Origin of the sequence: Hominilimicola fabiformis, assembly GCF_020687385.1 — a bacterium.
Classification (GTDB): domain Bacteria; phylum Bacillota; class Clostridia; order UBA1381; family UBA1381; genus Hominilimicola; species Hominilimicola fabiformis.
This window is the reverse complement of the sequence record NZ_JAJEQM010000006.1, coordinates 39,264-62,647: the sequence shown is the minus strand read 5'-3', so window position 1 is coordinate 62,647 and position 23,384 is coordinate 39,264. Positions and strand designations below refer to the sequence as shown.

The 23,384-nt window shown below is 38.8% G+C and carries 17 protein-coding genes; 3 read left to right on the top strand and 14 right to left on the bottom strand.

Features of this window, described 5'->3' with window-relative positions; genetic code table 11:
* Positions 1-616: 616 nt before the first annotated feature.
* Positions 617-2,698, top strand: a complete 2,082-nt coding sequence (locus LKE05_RS05630) for a glutamine synthetase III family protein (protein WP_308456205.1) — start codon at positions 617-619, stop codon at positions 2,696-2,698.
* Positions 2,699-2,789: 91 nt separating this feature from the next.
* On the opposite strand, the gene LKE05_RS05625 is transcribed toward LKE05_RS05630, so the two are convergent.
* The 14 genes from LKE05_RS05625 to LKE05_RS05560 all read right to left on the bottom strand — a co-directional run bounded on the left by LKE05_RS05625 (position 2,790) and on the right by LKE05_RS05560 (position 21,499).
* Positions 2,790-3,341 (bottom strand): Fe-S-containing hydro-lyase, encoded by a 552-nt coding sequence (locus tag LKE05_RS05625; RefSeq protein WP_308456204.1) that lies wholly within the window; start codon positions 3,339-3,341, stop codon positions 2,790-2,792.
* Positions 3,342-4,376 carry an HAD family hydrolase gene (locus tag LKE05_RS05620; RefSeq protein ID WP_308456203.1) on the bottom strand — a complete coding sequence of 345 codons (1,035 nt, stop codon included), beginning with the start codon at positions 4,374-4,376 and terminating at the stop codon, positions 3,342-3,344.
* Between the two features lie 88 nt (positions 4,377-4,464).
* A complete protein-coding gene (locus tag LKE05_RS05615) occupies positions 4,465-5,082 on the bottom strand; it encodes an imidazoleglycerol-phosphate dehydratase (protein ID WP_022229878.1) in 618 nt (205 codons plus the stop codon).
* 261 nt (positions 5,083-5,343) lie between these two features.
* Positions 5,344-6,642: a histidinol dehydrogenase gene (gene hisD, locus LKE05_RS05610; RefSeq protein WP_308456202.1), complete on the bottom strand. Its 1,299-nt coding sequence runs from the start codon at positions 6,640-6,642 to the stop codon at positions 5,344-5,346.
* A 16-nt stretch (positions 6,643-6,658) separates the two neighbouring features.
* Positions 6,659-7,789, bottom strand: coding sequence for a molecular chaperone DnaJ (dnaJ, locus tag LKE05_RS05605; RefSeq protein WP_022229876.1), 1,131 nt, complete (start codon positions 7,787-7,789; stop codon positions 6,659-6,661).
* A 121-nt stretch (positions 7,790-7,910) separates the two neighbouring features.
* Positions 7,911-9,743, bottom strand: a complete 1,833-nt coding sequence (gene dnaK / locus LKE05_RS05600; protein WP_022229875.1) for a molecular chaperone DnaK — start codon at positions 9,741-9,743, stop codon at positions 7,911-7,913.
* 23 nt (positions 9,744-9,766) lie between these two features.
* Positions 9,767-10,300, bottom strand: coding sequence for a nucleotide exchange factor GrpE (gene grpE, locus LKE05_RS05595; protein ID WP_308456201.1), 534 nt, complete (start codon positions 10,298-10,300; stop codon positions 9,767-9,769).
* 16 nt (positions 10,301-10,316) lie between these two features.
* Positions 10,317-11,354 carry a heat-inducible transcriptional repressor HrcA gene (hrcA, locus tag LKE05_RS05590; protein ID WP_147513624.1) on the bottom strand — a complete coding sequence of 346 codons (1,038 nt, stop codon included), beginning with the start codon at positions 11,352-11,354 and terminating at the stop codon, positions 10,317-10,319.
* Between the two features lie 173 nt (positions 11,355-11,527).
* Positions 11,528-12,625, bottom strand: coding sequence for a radical SAM family heme chaperone HemW (gene hemW / locus LKE05_RS05585; protein ID WP_308456200.1), 1,098 nt, complete (start codon positions 12,623-12,625; stop codon positions 11,528-11,530).
* Positions 12,626-12,678: 53 nt separating this feature from the next.
* On the bottom strand, positions 12,679-13,155 hold the full coding sequence (locus LKE05_RS05580) for a CD1247 N-terminal domain-containing protein (RefSeq protein WP_117964874.1): 477 nt from the start codon (positions 13,153-13,155) through the stop codon (positions 12,679-12,681).
* An 81-nt stretch (positions 13,156-13,236) separates the two neighbouring features.
* The gene (gene efp, locus LKE05_RS05575; RefSeq protein ID WP_022229870.1) at positions 13,237-13,797 is read right to left on the bottom strand and encodes an elongation factor P; all 561 of its coding nucleotides are present in this window, start codon (positions 13,795-13,797) and stop codon (positions 13,237-13,239) included.
* A 140-nt stretch (positions 13,798-13,937) separates the two neighbouring features.
* Positions 13,938-15,287 (bottom strand): copper amine oxidase N-terminal domain-containing protein, encoded by a 1,350-nt coding sequence (locus LKE05_RS05570; protein WP_308456199.1) that lies wholly within the window; start codon positions 15,285-15,287, stop codon positions 13,938-13,940.
* A 205-nt stretch (positions 15,288-15,492) separates the two neighbouring features.
* Positions 15,493-15,966, bottom strand: coding sequence for a C-GCAxxG-C-C family protein (locus LKE05_RS05565; RefSeq protein WP_308456198.1), 474 nt, complete (start codon positions 15,964-15,966; stop codon positions 15,493-15,495).
* An 85-nt stretch (positions 15,967-16,051) separates the two neighbouring features.
* Positions 16,052-21,499 (bottom strand): LamG-like jellyroll fold domain-containing protein, encoded by a 5,448-nt coding sequence (locus LKE05_RS05560; protein ID WP_308456197.1) that lies wholly within the window; start codon positions 21,497-21,499, stop codon positions 16,052-16,054.
* A 217-nt stretch (positions 21,500-21,716) separates the two neighbouring features.
* On the opposite strand from LKE05_RS05560, the gene LKE05_RS05555 reads away from it, so the two are divergent.
* Positions 21,717-22,547 (top strand): helix-turn-helix transcriptional regulator, encoded by an 831-nt coding sequence (locus LKE05_RS05555; protein WP_308456196.1) that lies wholly within the window; start codon positions 21,717-21,719, stop codon positions 22,545-22,547.
* A gap of 3 nt (positions 22,548-22,550) precedes the next feature.
* Positions 22,551-23,354 (top strand): AraC family ligand binding domain-containing protein, encoded by an 804-nt coding sequence (locus LKE05_RS05550; RefSeq protein WP_308456195.1) that lies wholly within the window; start codon positions 22,551-22,553, stop codon positions 23,352-23,354.
* The last annotated feature ends 30 nt before the right edge of the window (positions 23,355-23,384 follow it).

The window sequence follows — 23,384 nt, the reverse complement described above, 5'->3', positions numbered from 1 at the left end:
AATGTCAGACACTCTGTTTTTTTATTTATATTTAATTTGATGGGACGGTTTTATGCCGAACAGAAATAATCTTTTTTATGACGCTGTTAATACAGTCGCTCACAGTCACATTAATTGTGCCTGCAATAACGCTTATCGCAACATTTATCCACAGTTTTGCGGGACGTCGAGGCGCCGTCCCCTACTTTCTCTATTCTTCCCACCATTACAAATATGCTATGACACCACACATACTTTCTTCGTAGGGGCGATCATTGGTCGCCCCTTAATTCGTATTTTACTTACCACCCCTCAGTCGTTTCACGACAGCTCCCCTCAAGGGGCGCCATTGTAGTGGTAGTCACTCATCATTTTGCATAAATAAAAAAAAGTTATTCTATTCTAAATTTTGCAAGTTGCATATTGACAAAACTTTATTTAGTGGTATAATTAAAGCATAGAAAACAGTTAGTTAAGACAACTAACCCCATAGATTGAGCGAAGATAAGACAAGGGTGTTTTATATTTTTAAATATAAAATGCCCTTTTTTCGTAAGATACTTATTGTTAGCTCAGCAAAACATTTTGATTGTACTTTTATTATATATGTGCATCAATAATTTCAGGAGGTATTATTATGGAAAACGGAAATGTAGCAGAAATTTTCGGTGAGAAGGTTTTTAATCTTCCTACTATGAAGGCAAGATTGCCTAAGGATATTTACAAATCATTGCTAAAGACTATCAATGACGGTTCAAAACTTGATATATCCGTTGCGGAAGTTGTTGCAAATGCAATGAAGGACTGGGCACTTGAAAACGGTTGTACTCACTACACTCACTGGTTCCAGCCAATGACAGGTCTTACAGCCGAAAAGCATGACTCTTTCATTCAGCCTACAGATGACAGAACTGTCATTATGGAATTCTCAGGCAAAGAGCTTGTTATGGGTGAGCCGGATGCATCTTCTTTCCCATCAGGCGGACTTAGAGCAACATTTGAGGCAAGAGGTTATACAGCTTGGGACCCGACATCATTTGCATTCATTAAGGATCACTCATTGTACATTCCTACATCATTCGTTTCGTATACAGGTGAAGTTCTTGATAAGAAAACTCCTCTACTTCGCAGTGAGGCTGCAATCGACAAGGCCGCAAGAAGAGTTTTGGCTCTATTCGGTAAATTTCCTAAGAGAGTTGTTTCATATGTCGGTCCTGAACAGGAATATTTCCTTGTTGACAAAAAGCTTAGAAATAAGCGTAAGGACTTACTTTTAACAGGCAGAACTCTATTTGGTGCAAAGCCTGCAAAGGGTCAGGAAATGGACGATCACTATTTCGGTCAAATTAAAGAAAGAGTTGCAGCTTTCATGCAGGAAGTTGACGAAGAACTTTGGAAACTTGGCGTACTTGCTAAGACAAAGCATAATGAAGTTGCTCCTGCTCAGCACGAAATCGCACCTATTTTCTCAACAACAAACATTTCTTCAGATCACAACCAGCTTACTATGGAAGTTCTGAAGAAAGTTGCCGACCATCACGGTCTATACTGCCTACTACACGAAAAGCCATATGAAGGTATCAACGGTTCAGGTAAACACAATAACTGGTCAATCGGTACATCAGACGGCGAACTTCTTCTAAAGCCGGGTAAAAAACCTGAAGAAAACGTTCAGTTCCTATTGTTCCTTGCAGCAGTTATCAAGGCTGTTGACGATTATGCAGATTTACTTAGAGTATCTGTTGCAACAGCAGGTAATGACCACAGACTTGGTGCAAACGAGGCACCTCCTGCTATTATTTCAATGTATCTTGGCGACCAACTTGCAGCAGTTGTTGACCAGCTAAAGAGCGGTAAGGGTGTTAAGTATGAGGCAGGTAAGCTAATCGAAACAGGTGTTGAATCACTTCCTGATATTGAAAAAGACACAACAGACAGAAACAGAACTTCCCCATTTGCATTTACAGGTAACAGATTTGAATTCCGTGCTCCGGGTTCAAGGCAGTCAATCGCAGGTATTAATATCGTTATCAATGCAATCGTTTCCGAAACACTTACAGAAATCGCAGATCAACTTGATGGTAGCAAGGACATTTCAAAAGATGCTCTTGAACTTGCAATCAAGATTTTCAAAGATCACGAAAGAATTATCTTCAACGGTAACGGTTACAGTGATGAATGGGTTGCAGAAGCTGAAAAGAGAGGTCTGTACAACTTAAAGACAACTCCTGACGCTATGCCTTACTTCGTAACTCAGAAGTCAATCGACTTGTTCACAAAGCAAGAAGTATTTACTGATGTAGAAGTTAAGACAAGAGGCGAAATCATGATGGAGGATTACAACAATACACTTCATTTTGAAATGCTTACAATGCTTGAAATGGCTAAACAGGAAATTCTTCCTGCTTGCCTAAAATATACAAAGTTCGTTACAGACGATATTGCTTCAAAGAAAGCACTTGGTCTTAACGCTCCTAAGGAACTTGAAAAGGCTCAAAGACTTACAGAGCTTACAGAGGATCTTATGATTAAGATTGATACTCTTGACGCCGCTACAGACGTTCCTGACGTTGACGTATACGCAGTGGGTATGTATTATAAGGATACTGTTCTTCCTGCTATGGACGCACTTCGTGAAACAGCCGATACTCTTGAAACAATCGTTGCAAAAGAATACTGGCCGTTCCCAACATACACAGATTTACTTTATCTTGTATAATCTAAAGAAACTTCTTTCTTTGTTATAAATATAGTAGCAACAAAAAATCCGATGGAACAAACCATCGGATTTTTTGATATTTATATATATTTTATATTTCTCTGTACTTTGCCTGACCTATTTCGTAAAGGTCGTTACCCTCGCAATCTATAAGCACGACTGCCGGGAAATCTTCAACTTCAAGTTTTCTGATTGCCTCCGTACCCAAATCGTCATATGCGACAACTTCGGCTTTTTTTATCGATTGTGCAATCAATGCACCCGCACCGCCGATTGCGCCAAGATACACAACTGTATTACGTTTCATTACGTCAACAACTTCTTTGCTTCTTGCACCCTTGCCTATCATACAGCCAAGTCCGTTATCTAAAAGCATTGGCGTATACGCGTCCATTCTGCCGGCTGTAGTCGGTCCGCAAGAGCCTATAACTTCGCCGGGTTTAGCAGGACATGGACCTGCATAATAAATCACGTTGTCGGTCAAATCTATCGGGAACGGTATTCCGTTTTTGAAATTTGTCGTCATTCTTTCGTGTGCCGCGTCACGCGCTGTGTATATTGTTCCTGTTATAAGCACGCTGTCGCCTGCTTTCAGGTCTTTAATTTTATCCTTTGTAAATGGTGTTGTGAGTCGTTTTTCCATTTATTCTCCCTCCACTAAAAAATCTTCTACACTTTTTAAAATATAGTTCGCCCCAAGTTTTTCAAAATAACCTCTTGCTCTCTCGCCTTGTATTCCCGTAAGCACCGCACAAAAGTCAGCACCCATCGTCTGTGCCGCCAGAATATCCGCACCTGCGTCGCCGACAACAAGTGTAGTCTTTATTTTCGCTTTATCATAATCGCCGTCAACAATGCGTTTATTGCTGTAATCAGTGCCGTAAAGCGCCTTTAGGAACATATATGGATGCGGCTTTGTAAGTGCATTGTTGTTAAGCTCTTTTTCAGCCTCGACAACATTATCATAATTGCAAAGTCCGTTTTGTGCAAAATACTGCTTTATCCCCCAATTTTCAATCGGCGGCAGCATTTCTATATACGGTCTGCCCGTACCTGTACACACGCGTTTATTTTGGCTTAAAAGACTCATTATTGCAATAAGCTTATTCTTATCGACAATCGGTTCTTCCTTATATAAAAGCCCCGTTTTGCCCGTATTAATCGGTATATAGCCAAAAGTCTTTTTAAACAGTTCATCACCAAGAAACCACGTCTGAAATATATCTCGCATAGTCGTCCACATAGTTCCGTTGCGTTTCAGCCATTCATAATCAAAACCTGTTTTTTCGGCACATTTAATTGCAAGATTATCGTATTCATCAATAATATTGTCTGACAATGACCTTGCATATTCAAGCACTTTGTCAAAATAATTCCAATCATTTTTTCCGTTGCATATCCATGCTATAAGCACCGTCACATAACCCAAATCCCAATTTGAATTAACACCCTTGCCTTTTAAAACGCTTATCAGCTCATCGTCTGAAAAAACGTGGCTTCGGATTTTTGAAATATTTTGCATACACTCTGTGGCATTAATTTTTTGACCGCTGTTGTAATTCAGATATTCCCAGACAGTGAGTGCCGCACAATTCCAATAATTCTGTTCACTTGTTATAACACCGTCCATATCAAATATAACGGTATCGTATTTATCAAGAAATTTTGCGAGTTTCATATTTTTAATACTTTGTTCCTTTCAGATTTTATCTGTTTTCAGAAATAGGGACACTAAATTTTAGTGTCCCTATTTAGTGTCCCTAATATTATTCTATTACCCAATCAATTTTTCCGGCTACACCGCTTGTTTTGCCCTTGCGGCTTTCAGACACTTCAAATACCTTATTCAAAGCACTTCCGAAACTACGGTATATTGCCTCCCAAATATGATGTCCGTTATGACCTTTTACAAGGTCAATATGAAGTGTACACATAGCCCCCTGTGCAAAGCCTTCAAGGAATGTTTCCAAATCCTCCGTATCCATTCCCTCGACTTTTTCACTAAGCTCAATACCGTGATAATCAATATCGCAATATGCTCTTGATTCAAAGCTCAACGCACATTCCGCTTTTGCCTCATCTATAATACCGACTGCGTCACCGAAACCTCTCGCACCGTCTGTACGGTCGATATATTCCTTTGCCGCCTTACCAAGTGCAATACCTAAATCTTCACATATAACGTGTGTCAAAACAAATTCATCAAGCTTTAAGTCAACATCAATATTGACCTCACCGCGCCATGCAATATGCTCAATCATATGATTTAAAAACGGTATAGGTGTCTTTATGTACTTTCTGTAATCCTTTTTAAGCGGTGCAAAATCAAGCACAACGTTCATTTCGGATTCGGTTGTTTTTCGGGTAACTTTTATCTTTTCCATAGTGGTATCCTCTTATAATAATAAATTCAAAATTGTTTTCATAGGTATCAATTTTGATTTTGAATAATTTCAAAATTGTTCGTATATGGGACGACAGGTCAGCGACGACGTATGCTGATACTTCAAGCTGACGGGAGTTTCATAGGCGTCAATTTTGATTTTGAATAATTTCAAAATTGTTCGCATATGGGACGACAGGTCAGCGACGACGTATGCTGATACTTCAAGCTGACGGGAGTTTCATAGGCGTCAATTTTGGAATTATTTTCTTTCTTTGACGGCTAAACCGTGCGTGTCAAATCCTTCGACCTTTGCAAATCTGTAAGCGTAATCTCTTACCTTTTCAAAACCGTCTTTTGACGCATAGCCTACTGATGAACGCTTTAAGAAGTCTTGAACACTTACTGATGAATAAGTCTTTGCAAAACCGCCTGTCGGCAAGATTGCGTTAGGACCTAAAACGAAATTACAAAGTGTTACAGGTGTGTAATCGCCAAGAAGAATTTCACCTGCATTCTTAATCTTAGGAAGTGTATCAAAAGGCTTTTCTGTCATAACTTCCATATGTTCAGGTGCGTATTCGTTTACAAAATCGATTGATTCGTCAAGAGAATTTGTAAGAATTACACCGCCGTATGTTGTAAGGTTTGTTTCTATAAATTCTTTTCTCTTCGGAGAAATCTTTTCAAGCTGTCTGTTTACAATCGGAACAACCTTTTCAACAAGTTCCTTTGAGTGAGTAACAAGAAGTGCGGCACTGTCAGGGCCGTGTTCAGCCTCAATCATCCAGTCAAGAGCAACCTTTTCAGGGTCAGCCTTTTCATCTGCAAGAACAATAATTTCACTCGGGCCTGCCGGCAAACCTGCGTCAATATGGTTTGCAAGAACTCTCTTTGCGGCAGTTGCATAACTGTTACCCGGTCCAATTATCTTATGACACTTAGGAATTGTTTCAGTACCGTATGCAACGGCTGCAACGGCTTGAATACCGCCGACTTTATATATTTCAGTGATACCGATTATCTTTGCCGCAGCCAAAATAGCGTCGTCAACTTCACCTTTTTCATTCGGAGGTGTTACAACAACAATCTTAGGAACTTTCGCAACAACTGCCGGTATACCAAGCATACACAAAACTGATGGGAATGAACCCTTACCGTGAGGAACATACAGACATACGTCAACTATCGGAGTGGTCTTTTCGCCTACCATAAGTCCGTCATCGACCATAGTAAACCACATTTCCTCCGGAAGTTGCTTTTCATGGAAATCGTATATATTCTTATAAGCATATTCAATAGCCTCTCTTGTTTCCTTATCAAGGTTATTGTAGCCAGCCTCTATCTCTTCAGGTGTTACTTTCATTTTATCAGCAGTAAGCTGTACACGGTCAAACTTTGCAGTATATTCCAATACTGCCTCGTCACCACGTGCCTTGACATCGTCAGAAACTTCTTTGGCAACTTTCATTTGTTCTGTAATATCAAGCTCTGCACGTTTCATTATGAAATCATACTGCTCTTTTGTCATTTTTGAAAGTTCATAAATATTCGGGTTCATTGTCTTCCTCCTAAGTTTATTTGTTCAAGAAATCTTTCATCTTTTCTGCAAAAGATTTCTTTTGTTTATAATTTTTATCTTCTTCAAATTCACGCAAAAGTTCTTTTTGCTTTGAATTAAGGTTTCTCGGCACTTCTACGTTTACAGTAACGTATTGGTCGCCTCTTACCTTACTTCTGATTGACGGAATACCTCTGCCCTTCATTCTGAATTTTGAACCTGTCTGAGTTCCCTCAGGGATTTTCAGCTCAACAGGGCCGTCAAGTGTAGGTACTTGTACGGTTGCACCCAAAGCAGCCTGTACAAATGATATAGGCATATCTATAAATACATTCGTTCCCTCACGTTTAAACATCTGATGCGGATGTACTCTTATTGTAAGAAGTAAGTCGCCGTTAGGACCGCCTTTATCGCCGGCCTCGCCTTTACCTGAAAGTTGAATTGTCTGACCGTCATCAATACCCGCCGGAATATCAACTTCTATCTTCTTCGACTTTCTTACCTTACCTGTACCGCGACAGTCAGGACAAGGATCTTTTACAATCTTACCTTCACCGTGACAGTGCGGACAAGTCGTAACGTTAGTCATATAACCCAGTACAGTTCTTTGTTGTGTACGGATTTGACCTGTTCCGTGACAATGCTGACAAGTTTGTGCGGTAGTACCCTTTTTAGCACCACTGCCACCGCAAGTTTCACATTTTTCCTGTGCCTGTATACTCATTTCTCTGTGACAGCCGAATGCCGCTTCTTCAAAAGTTAGATCAATAATCTTACGAATATCAGCACCGCGTTTTGGTCCGTTTCTTCTTTGACCGCCGCCGAATCCTCCGAAACCGCCTCCGAAGAAATCGCCGAATATATCGCCAAAGTCAAAACCGCCGCCGTTAAAGCCACCGCCGCCCGCTCCGAAGTTCGGGTCAACACCTGCGTGTCCGAATTGGTCGTATTTACTTTTCTTTTCAGGGTCAGAAAGCACTTGATAAGCCTCGTTTACCTCCTTAAACTTTTTCTCCGCCTCTTTATTGTTCGGATTAAGGTCAGGATGGTATTTCTTACTCATCTTTCTGAATGCCTTTTTTATTTCATCATCAGAAGCACCCTTTGAAACTCCGAGCACCTCATAATAATCTCTTTTTTCAGCCAATTTTTTCACCTACCTATGATATTATACTACAATATTTTAGTTTTGTAAAGTGTTAATACAAAGGCTCTGTTAAAAGCCTTAAAAGGACGGACATTTGTCCGTCCTTTTAGCGTTTTCATTATTATTGTTGATTGTTATCGTCGTTGTCAACTTCTCTGTAATCAGCCTCATAAACACCGTCATCATTTGGTGCACCCTGTTGTGCATTAGGATCACCCTGCGGATTAGCTTGCTGATACATTTGCTGTGCAACTGCGTAGAACTTTTCTTGAAGTTCGTCTGTAGCCGCCTTAATAGCTGCCGAGTCTGTACCCTTTAGAGCCTCTTTAACCTTGTTTACTTCAGTTTCAACCATTGACTTTGTATTATCGTCAATCTTATCACCTGCATCTTTAACAGCCTTTTCACATTGATATACAAGTGATTCTGCGTTGTTTCTGATTTCAACTTCTTCTTTACGCTTTTTATCTTCTTCAGCGTACTTTTCAGCTTCTTTAACAGCTCTGTCAATATCTTCGTCACTTAGGTTAGAAGATGCTGTAATAGTAATCTTCTGTTCGTTGCCTGTGCCAAGGTCTTTAGCACTTACGTTTACGATACCGTTTGCGTCAATATCGAATGTAACTTCAATCTGTGGCACACCTCTCGGAGCAGGAGCAATTCCTGTTAGATTGAAACGTCCCAAAGTCTTGTTGTACTGAGCCATTTCTCTTTCACCTTGAAGAACGTGTACTTCAACAGAAGTTTGACCGTCTGCGGCAGTTGAGAATATTTGTGATTTGTTTGTAGGGATTGTTGTATTTCTTTCGATAAGCTTTGTAAATACACCACCCATTGTTTCGATACCAAGTGAAAGCGGTGTAACATCAAGTAGAAGAACGCCTGTTTCTTCACCGCCAAGTACACCTGCCTGTCTTGCAGCACCTACTGCAACACATTCGTCAGGGTTGATACCCTTATTAGGCTCTTTGCCCATTTCTTTCTTAACAGCCTCTTGTACAGCAGGAATTCTTGAAGAACCGCCGACAAGAAGGACTTCATCGATTTGTGATGCGTTAAGACCTGCGTCATTCATAGCGTTTCTGATACATGTAAGTGTTCTTGCTACAAGGTCAGCTGTAAGTTCATCAAACTTAGCTTTTGTAAGTGTAATATCCATATGCTTTGGACCTGTTGCGTCAGCTGTGATGAATGGAAGATTAATGTTTGAAGTTGTTGTTGTCGAAAGTTCAATCTTTGACTTTTCAGCAGCCTCTTTTAATCTTTGCATAGCCATCTTATCTGTTGAAAGGTCTACGCCCTCTGTTTTCTTAAATTCGTCAAGCAAGTAGTTGATAATTGCCTGGTCGAAATCGTCACCGCCAAGGTGAGTATCACCATTTGTTGAAAGAACTTCAAATACACCGTCATCAATGTCAAGGATAGATACATCAAATGTACCGCCGCCAAGGTCGTATACCATTACTTTCTTACCTGTGTCGCTTACACCGTATGCAAGAGCTGCGGCAGTAGGCTCGTTGATAATTCTCAAAACTTCAAGACCTGCAATCTTACCTGCGTCCTTTGTAGCCTGACGCTGTGAGTCGTTGAAGTAAGCAGGAACTGTGATAACAGCCTGTGTTACAGTTTCACCAAGATAGCTTTCTGCATCTTGCTTTAACTTTGTAAGAATCATTGCCGAGATTTCTTGTGGTGTATAAGCTTTACCGTCGATTGTAACTTTTTCGCTTGTACCCATTTTTCTCTTAATTGACATAATTGTTCTGTCAGCATTTGTTACGGCTTGACGCTTTGCAACCTGACCTACAATTCTTTCACCGTCTTTTTGGAATGCAACAACTGAAGGAGTTGTTCTTGCACCTTCGCTGTTAGTGATAACATTAGGGTTACCGCCTTCCATAACAGCCACACAACTGTTTGTTGTACCTAAGTCTATACCTATAATCTTTCCCATTTTTAATTCCTCCTAATTTATAATTAATTTGCTACTTTTACCATACTGTGTCTGACTACTCGGCCGTCCTTATATATGTAGCCTTTCATTAAATCCTCGACAACTGTGTTGTCGTCTATTGTTTCATCTTCAATGTGCATAACCGCATTATGAAGATTAGGGTCAAACTGTTCACCCTCTGCCTTAATCGGCGTAACGCCCAACTTTGAAAGCGTTTCATTGAACTGTTTTAAAACCATTTCAATACCGTCTTTCATTTTTTGACCGTCCTCCGACTGAACTTCAGTCGCAAGTGCTCTTTCAAGGTTGTCGCCTATCGAAAGAATTGCACCGACCGTATCAATTACCGCGTCACCGTAACGCATATCTTTTTCACGCTGCGAACGCTTTTGGTAGTTGTCATATTCGGCATACAGACGCATATATTTATCAGTCTGTTCTTTCAGCTTTTCTTCAAGGACTTCCTCGTTTGACTTTTCTGCCTCTTTAGGTTCAGCCGTTTTTTCTGTTTCTTTATCTAATGTCTCCTCATTGACTTCCTCATTCTTCTTAGCCATCTGATTACCCCTTTCTCTACTCATCACTTATATATTCGTTGAGTATTTTATCTATTTCATTTGAAATAAGGTCAAGGCTTGCAAAAACCTTTGAATAATTCATCCGTTTAGGTCCGATAACTCCGATTTTCCCGGCTTTTTTATTGCCGAGTGAATAATTGATAGTTACCAATGAGCAATCCTGCAATATTTCAAAATCGTTTTCTTTACCGATTTTAGCCTCAATTCCGTCAGCGTCGCTTGAGGCAACAAGCTTTTTCAAATTTTCTTTGTCATCAAGGAAAGTAAATATCTTTTCCGCTTTTTCAACATCGTTGTATTCGGGATATTTCAATATTGACTTTGCATTGTTGACATATATTTCTGTTTCACCGCTGTCCGTTATCGTTTCATACACAAAGTGCATTATATCAATCAAAACTTTCGGATGAAGTGAAAGTCTGTTTTCAATATCTTTTTGAATATCCTGTATCTTATCAAACGTTATCTCTCCGGCTTTAAGTCCGGCAAGATGTTCGTTTAATATATTTGCAAGTGACATACACGTTGCACTGTCAATGTCGATATTCATCACCTTGTTTCTTACAGTTCTTGTTACAACAATAAGCATTACCGTTTGCGTGGCAATCGGCACAAGGTCAATCTTGTTAATTTCAAATTCCTGCTCCTTAGGCGCTGTAACAACCGTTGTATATTCGGTAAGATTTGACGCTATTGCACCGGCATATCTAATCAGCTTTTCAAGCTGACTGACACGCGTTTCAAGTACGCTTTGCAGCTGTGCAACTGCTTCCATACCTATTTTATACTTCCGCATAAGCGAATTAACGTAAAATCTGTATCCCTCATCTGACGGAATACGTCCCGCAGAAGTATGCGGTTGTATCAGATAACCCATTTCTTCAAGGTCTGCCATTTCATTACGGATTGTCGCGCTGGACAAACCCAAGTTTTCCTTTTTGGAAATCGACCTTGAACCGACAGGTTCAGCAGTGCCTATATATTCATCAATGATTGCTTGCAGGATTTTTCTTTTTCTGTCGTTCAAATCCATATACAAACATTCCTTTCTATCTTTAAACAAGATGTCATATAAGCATTTTCTTGTTAGCACTCATACACCTTGAGTGCTAACAATTATAAGATACCACTATTATACCCGATTGTCAAGTGATTAATATAACTTTTCATAAAATGTTCATAAATTATCCCATATTGCCAAATTTCTTATACAAACTCGCACAAAATCGAGTTTGACACGTTAATCCCGTCCAACGTAAGACTGTATCTTCCGTCAATATATTGCATAAGTCCGAGCTTTATAAATTTATCAAATTCACTGCCGAATACATCATTTATACCCTTGCCGAAACGCGACTTAAAATCAGTTTCGCTTACTCCCCTGTTCATACGAAGTCCGGTAATCATAAATTCTGCTATCTTATCATTTTCGCTCAATTCGATTACTTCCTTTTCCGCACCGCCGATATATTCGTTTATGTCGGACGTGTTGTAAAAACGGCAGTTTCCGATATATGAATGTGCCGCCGTACCTAAGCCGATATACTCCTCACCTGTCCAATACTTTACGTTATGCCTGCACTCGTATCCGTCCTTTGCGAAATTCGATATTTCATATTGTTTAAAGCCGTTCTTACCGAGAAAATCAACTGTATGCATATACATTTCTCTGTCAGTATCTTCATTCGGAATATCAAGCAATCCTTTTGAATATTCCTTTTCAATAGGTGTTCCGTCCTCAATTATAAGACTGTATGCCGATATATGCTTTACAGGCAAGCTGACGGCTGTGTTTAAAGTATTTTTTAGACTCTCAAACGTCTGTGACGGCAGTGCGGTCATAAGGTCAAGATTTATATTTTGAAAACCCATTTTATCTAAATGACAAATTGTATTATATGCCGTCTTTGCGTCGTGTATTCTTCCGATTTTTTTCAGTTCATCATCATTGAACGACTGTACACCTACGCTTATACGATTTATACCGCCGTTTAACATTGCTTTAATTTTGTCATCATCCATTGTTCCCGGATTTGCCTCTGTCGTAAATTCGCAGTCACTCGCAACGTCAAATACATCAAAGCACATTTTCGTAACTTCTTCGATTTGTTTCGGTGTTAAAATTGACGGTGTACCGCCGCCGATAAATATTGTATCTATTTTTTCTCCCCTGTATTGTTCCGCCTCACGCTTTAGCGCGTCAACGTATTTGTCCGCCGTATCCTCCATACACGGAAATGATACAAAATCACAATACTTGCATTTTTGTTTGCAAAACGGTATGTGAATATAAAGTCCTTTCATAAGTCACCTCAATAAAAAAAGGACTTAACAGTCCTTTTTTATTCAATTCAATATTAATGTTCGTGTCCGCAGTCGCAGTCATCATCGTCACAATCGCAATCAAACTCAAGTTCGATTTCTTCGTGACAGTTCGGACATACGATAGCGTTATCATCGTCAATCATATCAAAATCAATCATAACGTCTTCACCACAGTTAGGACATTGAATTTCAAAATAATCATTTCCGTCACTGTCGTAATCATCGTCATCATAATCGTCGATATAATCATCGTCGTCATCGTCATCATAATCGTCATACTCATCGTCACCGTACAAATCGTCGGCAATTTCAAGTACGCAATCATCAAGCTCGTCAACAACATCTTCAACATCATCAACTCTTGAGTTTAATTCTTCAATAGTATCAGCCATTTCAGACATAACGTCAAGCAATTTGATAATAAGCTTACCTTCGTCACTCTTTGGGCTAAGGTCAAGACCGTCTGCATAACCCTTTAGATATGAAACTTTTTTAATTAAATCTTCCATAATTAATCTCCTTTCATTCAAAAGGCTGAAAGAAAATTGTTCACAACACAAAATAAGTGCCGTGTGCGATTTTATTCAGACTTATTTTACTCTTTCCATGTATTCGCCTGTTCTTGTGTCTACTCTGATAACTTCGTTCATATCAACGAATAGAGGTACTTGAATTGTAGCACCTGTTTCAAGAGTAGCAGGCTTTGTAGCGTTTGTAGATGTGTTACCTGCGAAACCCGGTTCTGTATCAACGACTTCAAGTTCAACGAATGTAGGCGGTTCAACACCGAATACGTTACCCTTGTAAGACATAACCTTACATACGTCATTTTCCTTAACGAACTTCATTTGTTCTTCGATTTCTGACTTAGCAATGTCAAGCATATCGAATGTTTCGTTGTCCATAAAATGATAGAAATCATCATCACCGTATGAATAAGCCATATCCTTTCTGTCGATATGAGCTTCTTCAAACTTTTCTGTAGGTCTGAATGTCTTTTCAACGACACCGCCGCTGATTATGTTCTTAAGCTTTGTTCTTACGAAAGCAGCACCCTTACCAGGCTTAACGTGCTGAAATTCTACGATTTGAAATACATTACCTTCGTGTTCAAAGGTTCTGCCATTTCTAAATTCACCAGCTGTAATCATAAATTAATCCTCCTGAATCTTTTGTAATTTAATATTAATAATTATATTTTAATATATTTTGTCTAAAAAATCAAGTATTTATTAGTTTTTTTTCCTTTTTATTATTACAGGTTTAAAACTTGTAAATTAATAAAATGATATTAGCGTACTATCGCCGTTCTGCTATCGGCATCCCAATCTACGTCATATCCCATATTTTCCGAAAGGAAGCGTAGCGGTACCATTGTTTTGCCGTTTACGAGTCTTGCAGGCACATCCATTTTAGCGGGTTTATTATTTATTCTTGCGTTGACGTTATCTATTGAAAATGTTACTGCCTTATTCTCAATCGTTGCTGTTGCTGTCTGAGTTTCACTATCCCATTCAACATCTGCTCCCATTTGCTCGAACAAAAATCTCATAGGCACAAGCGTACTGCCGTCTTCGATAATCGGCGGTACGTCAAAGCCGAGAATATTACCGTTAAACTCAATATAGGGCGTATCCGACGGGCATTTTTCATTTAATACATCTTCAATATCTGCCATATCATATTCTATTAATCTGTTTCTGGTCCATAAAACAAGCTTATCTTTCCACAAATCACATATAATAATATGTTCATCATCACTGTCTGCAGGGATTGCTACATCAACAGAATATACACCGTCACGAGATATTCTGAATGTATCAACATTATCATATTGTGTTTCAACATAGATATTACCCTTTGCTTTATAGTAACATGTTATAGGTCTTTCTTGCACCACTTTAATTAAATCCGACTTATTTTTTTCTATGAACATATCTTTCACTTCAAACCTATAATTACTTAAGTTTACGTAATTTGTCAACTTTCCTTGAAATACAAGCGTATTTCTGCCATTGCTTTGCGGCATACTACTCCTTTCATTATCAATTTGCCAATCAATCGCATCATAAGAATAGTAAATAGTATTTTTACTTTCATATTCTTGTGGTCCTAATTTTGTGTATTCTTGTGTTTCAGCATAATAAACACCGTCTACATATTCAAAATCGGTTAACGGATTATCCAACTGAACTTCGCATAACAAATTAAAATTTTCATCCAATATATATATTGGCATAATTGCCGAACCACGTTTTCTTATCATTTTATCTATTACTAGAGAAGGGTTGAAATATATTTCATTATATACAATATATTTATCCCCGTAATGCTTAATTTTCGCACGATGCAATCCACTAATTTTCATACGCACCTCATCGCTAAGATCCATATCACGCCACTCTACCAAATCATCGGATTTTGTAAATTTAGTATCTAAAAAAGGGCATTGTATAAATTCAGTACCTGTCCACCAGAATTGAATTCCGTTGTTAGTTTTCACAACTATATCACGATATTTATAACAAGAATCTAGAGGCTTATCGTAATCATTACTTTTTAAAACTACTGTTTCTGCATTCGCACTTAATGTTGTTGATAATAAAACAATAAATAATAATCCTATCATAAACTTTTTCATTCTTTTATCCTCCCCAAAATACAAAAAAGGGTGCAAAGTCTTATTTGTTGTCAAAGACTTTACACCTTTTAATAAATCCTTATGTCCTATACTGTTTTATTTAATTCAGCCTTTAACTGATTGATTTTACTGTCTAATTTTATCAGTTGTTATTAATATATTTACATTATAACATATATTTTTCAAACTGTAAAGACTTTGTCAGTTAAAAATTGCAAGTTCCGTTAGGGCAATGCGATTGGATATATTCGTCAAGTATTTTTGCCGCAAGACCGACTTTATCTTCGCAAGTGCGTTTCTTATAATATTCTTCTGTTCTCTTTGACGGAACGGGACTGTTATCTTTTCCGTCAAGTCCTAAAAGTTCTCGGCATATAATAGAGCCTGTTTCCGCTTTAAATTGATTTGCGAGTTCCTGCACAAGTGCGTAGGTATCTTTTTTACCCTCATAATCTTTCGCGTCGTCATATCCGTACAAAATTCCGACAACCATAAACATTCCCGTTACGGCACCGCAAACTTCTCTCATTCTGCCCATTCCGCCGCCGAATGATGACGCAAGTCTCAGTGCCGTCTTTTTATCCATTTCCATCAAGTCGCTAAACGCCGCCACCATTGCCTGTGAGCAGTTGTATCCCTCTTTAAATGCCTGTCTGGCAAGTTCTTCTCTTTTGTTCATATTAATCACCTTACGTTTTTATTCTAATTATATCACACTTGTCAAATAAAAAAACTGCGAGTATTGTTACCCGCAGTTTTTCACATTATTCAGCTGTTAATCTTTCATATTCAGCCTGTGTAATCGGCATTACAGTACCGTGACGATATGTACCGTCAAACGAGAAGTCTGAATCTGCCGTAAATTCACCCTTTGTAATATCGGTTGTTACAAAAGGCTTATAGCCCTTACTCTTTGAGAAGTAGTCAAGAAGTAAGCACCATTCATTTTTACCGTTTAATTTATAAATTGTAGGACCTTCATAGCCTGTCATACTACCCAAATTATAGTTTGCAACATCTTTCCAATCACCGCTTAGAGATGTACACTCCTGCATTGTGATACTTGATTTTGCCTCATTCTTTGTAAATCTGTAATATGTACCCTCATGGTCGATAATAGTTGTATCAATAACCGCGTTAGGCTCTTCTATATACAATTCAGGAGCAGAGAATGTCTTGAAGTCCTTTGTATAACTTCTGTAAATTCTGTACTTTTGATAGCTGTCATCGCTTACAACCGATGCCCAGAATACCATATATTCATCCTTTTCAGGGTCATAGCAAGCCTCCGGCGCCCATGTACAACCGGCATTGTCATTATTAATCTTTACAAGGCTTGCCTCGCTCCAATTAACAAGGTCACTGCTTTCCCATACAACAATGCTCTTTGAGCCTTGCTGTGCGGCGGCTGTCCAGTTATTCTTTAAGTTATAGACGCTTAAGTCTGTTGCGATAATAAAGAACTTACCGTCCTCACCGCGAAGAATATACGGGTCACGAACGCCCTGTGTACCGACATTACTTGTCAAATACGGTTGTTTATTATTAAGCGTTGTCCATGTCTTACCGTCTTTTGATACTGAGAAATAGATTTGTTCACGAGTTGCGTCCTCTTGTGTATCAACGAAGTGAACAAACAAGTACGCACTCATATCATCAAGGTTCTTAATATTAATTGTCTTTTCCACCTTTTTCTTTTCTGTTGTTCCGTCTGATAATGTTGCTGTTATTTTATACTTACCTACTTCAAGATTATCAAAACTGCCTGCCGCATTTGTCTGCTCTGTTCCGACTGCCGTACCGTCTGAATCAGCCAATGAAACCTTTACGGCATACTTATCTTTCGTCGAATCACAGTCACTTGCATAAACGATTTTATTTCCGTCGGCATATGCTTTGAAACTGTCAATAACCGCTGTATATCCCAATACAGTTACGTCGAAGTTTCTTGTAAATTCAACACCGTCTTTTGTCATTTTTGCAGTCAAAGTAGCTGTTTTTGTTTCGTCACTTCTTGTAATCTTACCTGCCGTTGTAACCACAGCAGCGTCTGAAGTTGACCAAGTAACACCCTCTTGCGTAGGGATTGTAATGTCAGATGTAACAGCTGTCAAATCACCCAAATCAAGTGAATTTAAAGGATTTTCGTAAGCATAGTTATAGATTACAAAATCATCTATATAACCTGTTGCATACTCGCCAGAACCCCAGTTAGCCTTACCGATATATGCAACTGAATTTTTGCCGAGCATATCCGAAATATTAACTGTTGAATTAACACTGCTTGTTCTTGTTCCGTTTACATAAACATCCGTTACGCCGTCGGCAATCGAAATGATTACATCGTTCCATTCATTTGTGTTATACGCACCTTTTGCCGCCTCACTTCTTGTACCGGAATTATTATATCTTTCAGATGTAAGTGTGCTGTTGTTTGTCATTGCACCAAGATACTGTTCCTTTTGATATGTCTGTGCACTGCTGTTTGGTGAGGCAAAGAACCACCATGATGTTGTTGTGGTTGTCGGCTTAACCTTAAATGAAATTGTGATATTTTTCTGACCTGTCAAAAGTGAATTGCCGTTTGCGTCTGTAAGCGTAACAACCGTTCCGCTTGTTCCGTCAAACTGAATACACTTCTTATTGTCAACCGTAACAAATTTCGGTGTACCTGTTGCCTTGCCGTATGATGATGTACTTGTTAAGTCACCGTTATCAAAATTCATATTGATAAGTTCGCCGCTTTCAGGAACCGTCGGTGCTGCGGTTGGTTCAGGAGTCGGCGTCGGTGCCACCAACTCACTGCTGTAAGATATTACATCTGCGTCAAAGTTATCATATGAAACAACTCTTCCTCTTGCACCGTTGTATGAACCTGTTAATTCAAGCGATTTAACGCTTATAGGTGTGCTTATTGTTCCTGTGTAACTTACATCAGTCTCACCGCCTGTAAAGCTTACGCTTGCCGAGCCTGTTCCGTCTATTATAATTTCTACCTTTTTATTAAGTCCCATATTATTTGCGTACTTCTGTGATGAAGTCTGCCAACCGTTTGCACCACGCAATGCACCGTTTTTGACATCAGTTGATTTACACTGGATTATCGGTTTTTCCGAATCGGCAAGTACGTCTGTACCTCCGATACGCATTTGATTAAGATTATATCCGCCGCCTGTGATTGTAAATCCTACAATCTCGTTACCGTCTGCATCTTTAACAGAGAATGTATTTTCCTTACCGTTCTGCTCCCAACCTGAGAACATATCGAATGTAAGTCTGAACTTATCTTTGCTTGTAAGAGTTTGTGCCTCTGTAAGTTCTGCTTTTGCAGTTGCTTTAACAGGAACAAATACATTACCGAATCTTTCAAGACCTGTTGCATATACTTGATTTCCGTCTGCCGACAAATCTCCTGCACTTGCATTAAAGATATTTGTTGAATCTTCAAAATCATCGCTCATTTCATCAATATCCGTAACGCTCGGTGCTCCGACTGCCGTTTCCTCTGACGGAGTTGCATCAACCAAAAATTCTGCGATATTTGTCATATTTGTATCATTAGTATATTTGAAGTAACGATATGCGTTTTGATTATTCAGGTCTTTACTTTCGATTATTGTATATTGACTTGACGGAATTGCTGAAGTGATTGTATATAAATCTGTCCATGTTATACCGTCATTTGACGCTTGAATCTTACCGCCTACAGTTCTTTCCGGCATACCTTTTCCGCTTCTTGCGGCAAGTTTTACGTTGTTTACTTTAACAGTCTTGACGAAGTCGTACATTACATAGCCGTTTTGTACGCCGTCAAAATATGTATTAAGGTCGCCGTCTGCCGCTTTGCGATAATCGTTAGCGTCACTCGGTGCTGTTGAGGCATTTCCCCATGAAGCCGTTCCGCTTAGAGTATACATTGTTACCTTAATATCTTTTGTAGCCTTAACGTCACCGATTGTCGCCGTTATTGTAACTGTTCCTGCTGACACGCCTGTTACTGTACCGTCTTGTGAAACAGTTGCAACTTTTTCATCACTTACGCTCCAAACAGGTGTACCCTCTGCATTTGTATCAAGAGTATATTGTGATGTTTTGCCGACACCTACAGTTGCCGCACCTGAAATTGTTGCATAAACAGTGATGTCATAAGTTTTTGAAGTTGTGTAGTCGCCTACCTTAACCGTAACAGTTACCTTGCCCGGTTTCTTAGCCTTCAAAAGACCTGTCTGAGAAATTTCGGCAATACCGTTTTCAGTTGCATCACTGTCAACAGACCAAGTAACATCACCTTTTAAATTTGTGCCAAGGGCAAGTTGTACCTCGTCACCGCGTTTAATTTCAACGTCACTGCCTGTAATAACCGCATAATCTGTTCCAAGCTGTGAAGTAGTGTTTGTTACAGTCGCTTTCGGAGTAACTCCGTCCCACGCCATAAATTTGAATGTACAGTCTGTAAAGTCACCTGTTAGTTCTCCTGTCGGTTGGTTTACCGTAACAGCTTTTAGCAAACCGTTTTTATCGTACACTGCAAAATATTGGTTATAACCGTTCAATGTTTCACTCGGTGTATAGCTGTATTTTAAACCTGTGCTTGTAGGTTCAAAACTTGTAACCTTTGCACCTGTTTCAATCAAATATGTTGTTACTGTATTTGCTTTTAAAGTTGTTGTAAGAGTTTTTCCGTCAAGTACAGCACCATCCTTGATTTCTGCCCACTTTTCGTTACCTGCCATATCTGTTCTGATTTCTCTTACATTTATACCTACCGTATTAAATCCCGAAAGGTCAAATACATAATCAACATCAGACGAATTTGCACCGTTGTTTGCTACGATTTTAATATCGCCTGTATTTTTGTTGTATGCGGCAAGTGTGTTTGCCGATGAGGCTATAATTGTATCACCGGGATTTATGTACTTTGTAAATTGACCGTATGTGTAATACTTATTTGTAAGTACCAATTTTTCTTTGTCGTGGTCTGCCATACCTACGCCCCAAAGCGATTTTGTCCATATGTTTTTTTGAGGATCATATATATTACAATCGTATTTAATATATTGGTCATTATTCTCCTCCGTCTTGTTTCCGCTCGTCGGATCTATGAATTTTGAGTCCTTATGGAAGTCCACTATATCCCACATTACCCATGCGGACGGTTGCATACCGTTCATATCTTCGATAATCATACTTGCAAGAGTTGCACCGTTACCGCCCTTGTCAACTTCACTCTGCCATAGGTTTTTGCCGAGTTCAAGTGCCTTTGCCTTAACCTGTGCGTGATAGCCACGGTCTGAATATGTGTGAGTATCAACTCTGCCGAGTGCAATCTTTGCCTCGTCTGTAAGACTTCCGAGATTGTTTGCTGTTTTCTTCAAACTTGTTTCGTCCATACCTGCCACAAGCACGTCCGTAAATCCTGCATTGTCAAGTGCTTTTCTTGTTTCCGTAATCATCTTTGACTGACTTGTACCCGGATCAAAGTGACAGCCCTCTTGTTTTGGTGAGCCGTAACCCCAATAATCCGTATCAGGCTCATTCATAGGCGAATAGCTCTTAAATTCTATGCCGTTATCTTTGAACAACTTTGTTGCGTCTGCAATAAACTTGGCAAAATCATCATACATATCGTCATTTAAGTTATTCAATTTTCCGTTTGACGTAACCGTTCCGTCACTGTTTACAGTACCGCCGCCGCTTGTACAGCCTGTTTTAGTCATAAAATACGGTGCGGAATTTGAAAATCCTTCAAAATACAAATCAGGATTTGCTTTTAGTGCCGCTTTTGCGATATTTAATTGGTTTTGGTCTTTCGTAATGTCATATGTAATGCTCTTTACATCTTTGCTGTCACTTGACAATTTGTAATCACTGTACACGCCGGGTACTTTTGAGTCAGAACGGTTGATGTGATTATGGGTCGGATCGTCACCGCCGCCTAAGTTGTAACGTGCGATGTCAAGTCCCAATCCCTCGTCTGAAAAAAATGCCTCTGCCGCCGCATTGGTAAGTTTTTCACTGTAACCTAATCTGTTCGCCCACCAGCAAAGTGCAGTACCCCAGCCTTGGAACTCACCGTTGTTAAAAGGTGACGCGTCAGCCGGATTAAGCTGTACATATGTCGGTTTTGTATCTTGAGCAGATGCACTGATTAAGCCGCCAAAAGGAAGCATAGCACATGCCAAGATTGTGCTTATAATCTTTTTCTTATTCATTGGTTTTTTCTCCTCCTTAAGATTACATTATCCGTTAATTATACTATAGCACTCCCACATAGGGCATTACAATTATAAGATTTCTAAAATAGTTGTAAATTTTCTAACTGTTTTGCTTTACTTTTGTACTTAGATATTTTATAATAGATATTAGATTAAAGACGCGTCTGTCAACACTTTGCCGACAGACTCAACAGATATATTGGAGGCGGATAATATGTTCAAACCTGTATCAGCAAAAGAAGAACGACTTTTACCGGTGTATGTCTACGGCTCGGAATCGCTTGAACATCAAGCACAAATAAGTCGCGGCAAAGGTTTTATGCTACATTCTCAAATTTCCGTTTGTTACAGCGGAGAAGGCGTTTTTACAGACCACAACAATGTTTCGCACAAAGTTCAAAGCGGAGATATTATGTACTTTACTTCCGCAACATCAAATTCATATAAACCCACCTCTGTTCCATGGAAAACAGACTACATCGTTATGGGCGGATATGCTCTGATTGAGCTTATGAGGTTTTTGGGATATTCAAAAAGCGGTGTAATTCACCTTACCGAAAATATTAAAGAAAAAGTATATCAAAATTTTAAAACAATTATTGAACTAAACAACTCCAATACCGAAAATGCTCATTCGATTTGCAGCAGACTTTTGTATACCGTATTGTTCGATATTGCATCTTGCATTGAAGGCAATCCCAACAATGACAAAGCGAATTTAATCAAGCCGTGTATTGATTATATAAAATCTAACTATATGCACGATATTTCAATATCCGCTTTGGCTGAAATGATTAAAGTAACTCCTACTTATCTCGGAATTATTTTTAAAAAAGTTTACAATATAACACCGCAAAAATTTCTTACCAATATACGCATAGAAAATTCCAAACAACTTTTAGTCAGCAACAAAAATATGTCACTTTCGGATGTTGCAATTAATTCGGGTTTTAACAGTGAAAGTTATTTTTGCAACACATTCAAGAAATATATAGGCATTACACCTACGGAGTACAGAAGTATCAACACATTCGGAGAAATATAAGCTATGAAAAAGAATTACGAAAAAATTTTACCGACATACATATGTGATATACAGGAAATAAACAATCTTTCAAAGGTTATGTTTATGAACAACTTTCCGCACCATCAATTCATTTTGTGTACAAGCGGAACAGGTAAAATATGCACCGAAAACAACATTGAACAAACCGTAAGCAAAGGCGATATTGTATTTATAAATTCTTCAATTCTGTTTTCGCTCAGACAGCAAGAAAATTTTTCTATAAAGCGTATTGCGTTTAACGGTAATTTCGTTACAAATTATCTCCAATACTTTGATTTTAACCCAGCCGTTGTTTTTGTTCCGAAAAGCAACGAAGTTTTTAACGCATTTAATATTGCGTATGACGGCTATATGCACGATAAAGACGATATACAAAATTCTGTTAATATGTACAATCTTATCGGTGTATGCGGTGAAAGTTATGTTTCATCAAACCCCGCTCTTTTGACACCCGAAGATTTTATTGCCGAGAGTGGTTTTGATTTCATAAAACAAAACATATCTTCAATAAATATAGACTTTTCACCATATCTGAAATTACACAAAATTTCAATAACGGAGCTTAACGATATTTTTATAAGCCGTTACGGCAAAAATATTAATGAGCTGATTTACTTTTACCGTATGGAATTTGCGAAGTACGCGGTTTTCAAGGTAGGAAATACTCATTACGAAAGGTATTATAATCAATGCGGTTTTAAATCTCCCGAAGAATTTTACAGTGAATTTAAAAAGTATGCGAATATGACCGTAGAGGAATACCTTAACCTCGTTTGGGCAAAATAATAGGCTGTCGGCAAAAAACCGACAGCCTAT

Bases quoted from the DNA above. Each gene is read 5' to 3' on its own strand.
- LKE05_RS05560 (WP_308456197.1), bottom strand. From the start codon at position 21,499: ATGAATAAGAAAAAGATTATAAGCACAATCTTGGCATGTGCTATGCTT.
- LKE05_RS05555 (WP_308456196.1), top strand. From the start codon at position 21,717: ATGTTCAAACCTGTATCAGCAAAAGAAGAACGACTTTTACCGGTGTAT.
- LKE05_RS05620 (WP_308456203.1), bottom strand. From the start codon at position 4,376: ATGAAACTCGCAAAATTTCTTGATAAATACGATACCGTTATATTTGAT.
- hemW (WP_308456200.1), bottom strand. From the start codon at position 12,625: ATGAAAGGACTTTATATTCACATACCGTTTTGCAAACAAAAATGCAAG.
- hrcA (WP_147513624.1), bottom strand. From the start codon at position 11,354: ATGGATTTGAACGACAGAAAAAGAAAAATCCTGCAAGCAATCATTGAT.
- grpE (WP_308456201.1), bottom strand. From the start codon at position 10,300: ATGGCTAAGAAGAATGAGGAAGTCAATGAGGAGACATTAGATAAAGAA.
- LKE05_RS05580 (WP_117964874.1), bottom strand. From the start codon at position 13,155: ATGGAAGATTTAATTAAAAAAGTTTCATATCTAAAGGGTTATGCAGAC.
- LKE05_RS05570 (WP_308456199.1), bottom strand. From the start codon at position 15,287: ATGAAAAAGTTTATGATAGGATTATTATTTATTGTTTTATTATCAACA.
- dnaK (WP_022229875.1), bottom strand. From the start codon at position 9,743: ATGGGAAAGATTATAGGTATAGACTTAGGTACAACAAACAGTTGTGTG.
- LKE05_RS05565 (WP_308456198.1), bottom strand. From the start codon at position 15,966: ATGAACAAAAGAGAAGAACTTGCCAGACAGGCATTTAAAGAGGGATAC.
- efp (WP_022229870.1), bottom strand. From the start codon at position 13,797: ATGATTACAGCTGGTGAATTTAGAAATGGCAGAACCTTTGAACACGAA.
- hisD (WP_308456202.1), bottom strand. From the start codon at position 6,642: ATGAACCCGAATATTTATGAACTTTCAAAAATGACAAAAGAGCAGTAT.
- LKE05_RS05625 (WP_308456204.1), bottom strand. From the start codon at position 3,341: ATGGAAAAACGACTCACAACACCATTTACAAAGGATAAAATTAAAGAC.
- LKE05_RS05630 (WP_308456205.1), top strand. From the start codon at position 617: ATGGAAAACGGAAATGTAGCAGAAATTTTCGGTGAGAAGGTTTTTAAT.
- LKE05_RS05615 (WP_022229878.1), bottom strand. From the start codon at position 5,082: ATGGAAAAGATAAAAGTTACCCGAAAAACAACCGAATCCGAAATGAAC.
- LKE05_RS05550 (WP_308456195.1), top strand. From the start codon at position 22,551: ATGAAAAAGAATTACGAAAAAATTTTACCGACATACATATGTGATATA.